A 2,590-nucleotide genomic window follows, 5' to 3' on the forward strand; every position below is an offset into this window, starting at 1 on the left:
AGGGGTGTCGAAAGAGTCAACTGCGGTCCAAAGCTGTTGGACTTGGGTGAAAAGGGCGTTTATTCTTCCTATACGTGCCGCGTTCCAGGCGGCGACTATGAGGGCTATGTCGATGCCCATGTGCGCCGGCTGGAGGCGCTACGCCGGGCCGGTATCGTCGAGCGGATCGACGCCGACCAATGGCGCATCCCCGATGATCTGGTCAGCCGTGCCGCCGCCCATGACGCCGGCCGAGACAGTCAGGCCAGCGTTCGCGTCCTTTCCCCGGTCGATCTGAACAAACAGATCGGATCGGACGGCGCGACCTGGCTGGACCGGCGGCTGATCCACGGCGAGACGGCCGACCTTGCGCCAACCGGCTTCGGGCAACAAGTCCGCGAAGCCATGGACCAGCGCCGCGAGCACCATATCGAACAGGGCGACGCCACCCGCAGCCGGGACAGCCGCGTCTTCTACCGGCGCAACCTTCTCGCCATCCTGCGGGAGCGCGAGGTAGCCGGCGTCGGATCGGATATGGCTTTGAGTAAGGGCCTGCCGTTCCGCGCCGCCACGGACGGCGAGAGCGTCAGCGGCAAGTTTACCGGAACCGTGCATCTATCGAGCGGCAAGTTCGCCGTGGTCGAGAAATCCCATGAGTTCACCCTTGTCCCGTGGCGGCCGATCATCGACCGCCAACTCGGCCGCGAGGTTATGGGCATCGTGCAGGGCGGGTCGGTGTCGTGGCAGTTAGGGCGGCAGAGGGGGCTGGAACGCTGAGTGCGCCCATGCCGCATTGCGAAGCAAAAGATAATCGGATAAAATGTAGCAATTCATATTCGTAAGCGTGGAGTAATCAGATGGGAAATTCCAAGTCAGCAGACAAGTAAGCCGCAACAACCAGTATTGTTGTTGCGGCGCTCTGTAAGGCTAGTCTCATCTGATTGCTGACGAGCAGACGTCGCCCGGTATTCCTTAATCGAGGGTTGATTCGTCATGACCACCACACGCCCCGCGTGGGCCTATACGCTGCCGGCAGCACTGCTGCTGATGGCTCCTTTCGACATCCTCGCTTCACTGGCGATGGATATTTATCTCCCTGTCGTTCCAGCGATGCCCGGCATCCTGAACACGACGCCCGCTATGATCCAACTCACGTTGAGCCTCTATATGGTGATGCTCGGCGTGGGCCAGGTGATTTTTGGTCCGCTCTCAGACAGAATCGGGCGACGGCCAATTCTACTTGCGGGCGCAACGGCTTTCGTCATTGCGTCTCTGGGAGCAGCTTGGTCTTCAACTGCACCGGCCTTTGTCGCTTTCCGTCTACTTCAAGCAGTGGGCGCGTCGGCCATGCTGGTGGCGACGTTCGCGACGGTTCGCGACGTTTATGCCAACCGTCCTGAGGGTGTCGTCATCTACGGCCTTTTCAGTTCGATGCTGGCGTTCGTGCCTGCGCTCGGCCCTATCGCCGGAGCATTGATCGGCGAGTTCTTGGGATGGCAGGCGATATTCATTACTTTGGCTATACTGGCGATGCTCGCACTCCTAAATGCGGGTTTCAGGTGGCACGAAACCCGCCCTCTGGATCAAGTCAAGACGCGCCGATCTGTCTTGCCGATCTTCGCGAGTCCGGCTTTTTGGGTTTACACTGTCGGCTTTAGCGCCGGTATGGGCACCTTCTTCGTCTTCTTCTCGACGGCTCCCCGTGTGCTCATAGGCCAAGCGGAATATTCCGAGATCGGATTCAGCTTTGCCTTCGCCACTGTCGCGCTTGTAATGATCGTGACAACCCGTTTCGCGAAGTCCTTTGTCGCCAGATGGGGCATCGCAGGATGCGTGGCGCGTGGGATGGCGTTGCTTGTTTGCGGAGCGGTCCTGTTGGGGATCGGCGAACTTTACGGCTCGCCGTCATTCCTCACCTTCATCCTACCGATGTGGGTTGTCGCGGTCGGTATTGTCTTCACGGTGTCCGTTACCGCGAACGGCGCTTTGGCAGAGTTCGACGACATCGCGGGATCAGCGGTCGCGTTCTACTTCTGCGTTCAAAGCCTGATAGTCAGCATTGTCGGGACATTGGCGGTGGCACTTTTAAACGGTGACACAGCGTGGCCCGTGATCTGTTACGCCACGGCGATGGCGGTACTGGTTTCGTTGGGGCTGGTGCTCCTTCGGCTCCGTGGGGCTGCCACCGAGAAGTCGCCAGTCGTCTAACCGACGACTGGTAGCAGGCCCGCTCCGATGCGGCGCACTAACCATCGAAACCTCGTGAATGTCGGTATCCTGTCTGGCAGGATACCGCTCATTTCCCTTGTTCAGTTCATCGCCGTCGCCGAGCATCTGAATTTTCGGCATGCGGCCAAGGCACTTGGTATCAGCCAGTCGAGCGTCAGCGCGCGTGTGAAAGCGCTGGAGGATAACCTTGGTGTCCTGCTATTTGAGCGCCATGCGCGGGGCGTTCGGCTAACAGACGCAGGCAGGCACTTCATGGAGCGTGTCACGGCGGGTGTCGATCAACTCGATCACGCAGTGAAGACCGCGGAGTGACGGGCACTGGCTGGCAATGTCTAGCAACGGCAGGCATTTCGGCTGAGGGTAAAAGAACTTTCCGCTAAGC

The 2,590-nt window shown here is 59.6% G+C and carries 3 protein-coding genes; all 3 read left to right on the forward strand.

Going from position 1 to position 2,590, the window contains the following annotated elements:
- A partial coding sequence (locus H6X51_RS20175; protein WP_223542817.1) for a DUF3363 domain-containing protein occupies positions 1 to 756 on the forward strand: 756 nt, incomplete at its 5' end.
- Between the two features lie 216 nt (positions 757 to 972).
- Complete coding sequence (gene floR / locus H6X51_RS19715) at positions 973 to 2,187, forward strand: chloramphenicol/florfenicol efflux MFS transporter FloR (RefSeq protein WP_000214119.1); 1,215 nt, start codon at positions 973 to 975, stop codon at positions 2,185 to 2,187.
- A gap of 54 nt (positions 2,188 to 2,241) precedes the next feature.
- Positions 2,242 to 2,520 carry a LysR family transcriptional regulator gene (locus H6X51_RS19720; RefSeq protein ID WP_001100557.1) on the forward strand — a complete coding sequence of 93 codons (279 nt, stop codon included), beginning with the start codon at positions 2,242 to 2,244 and terminating at the stop codon, positions 2,518 to 2,520.
- Positions 2,521 to 2,590 lie beyond the last annotated feature (70 nt).

Source organism: Halopseudomonas xiamenensis (genome assembly GCF_014219065.1).
GTDB classification, from domain to species: Bacteria; Pseudomonadota; Gammaproteobacteria; order Pseudomonadales; family Pseudomonadaceae; genus Halopseudomonas; species Halopseudomonas xiamenensis.

Coding starts and splice junctions, on each gene's coding strand:
- floR (WP_000214119.1), top strand. CDS start 973: ATGACCACCACACGCCCCGCGTGGGCCTATACGCTGCCGGCAGCACTG.